Here is an 801-nt window from a genome sequence, read left to right on the forward strand (position 1 = left end):
GGGTATTTTCTGGAATGTGAGCCAGGAAGGGGCTGCTAATAGAGAAGGAAAGTTCCTTGCGCATAGACAGGTTTGAGTATGCTCGCTTATCAATAAAGCTAACATGCGGGCCAGAGGCCCCTGAAAATCCGCAGTGCAGATGAGCTCCCAAAGACAGCCCATTGCACCGGCACCCATTATGTGTAGCTTCAAGGCCAATTACATGGCCTTGATTTTTTCGAGCTGTTCAGCCAGCTTGGCTTGGCTACTTTGCGCGTCTTCCAGCTTAGCCTGCTCTTTCTCTACAACGTCTTTTGGCGCATTGCTTACGAACTTCTCATTGTTCAGTTTGCCAGAAAGGCGCTTAATTTCTTTCTCCGCCTTATCGATTTCTTTATTGAGTCGAGCTATCTCGGCATCAAGGTTGATCAAACCGGCCATTGGTACCAAGACTTCCATAGAGCCGACTAACTGAGTTGAACTCATAGGCGCTTCTTCGTCATTTAACCAGCTCATTGACTCGAGCTTGGCGAGTGACTTAACAAAGCCTTCGTTTTCCTGGAAGCGGCGCTGATCTTCATTATTGCCGTTACGCAGTAGAACGGGAATTGCCTTGGCAGGAGAGATATCCATCTCACCACGAATGTTTCGTATTGCGACGATGACACCTTTTAGCCACTCAACGTCACCCAGTGCTTTTTCATCGACTTTCGACTCATCTGCTTCAGGGTAAGGCTGAGTCATAATGGTTGCGCCAGACTGACCGGCCAAGGGAGCAACACGCTGCCAGATTTCCTCTGTGATATAAGGGATAAAGGGGTG

At 48.6% G+C, this 801-nt stretch carries 1 protein-coding gene; it reads right to left on the reverse strand.

From position 1 onward, the window contains the following. Positions 1-198 precede the first annotated feature (198 nt). Positions 199-801, reverse strand: a 603-nt coding sequence (locus A3761_RS03765; protein ID WP_156491572.1) for a class I tRNA ligase family protein, incomplete at its 5' end; no start/stop codon positions are given.

It is taken from the genome of Oleiphilus sp. HI0123, assembly GCF_001635315.1.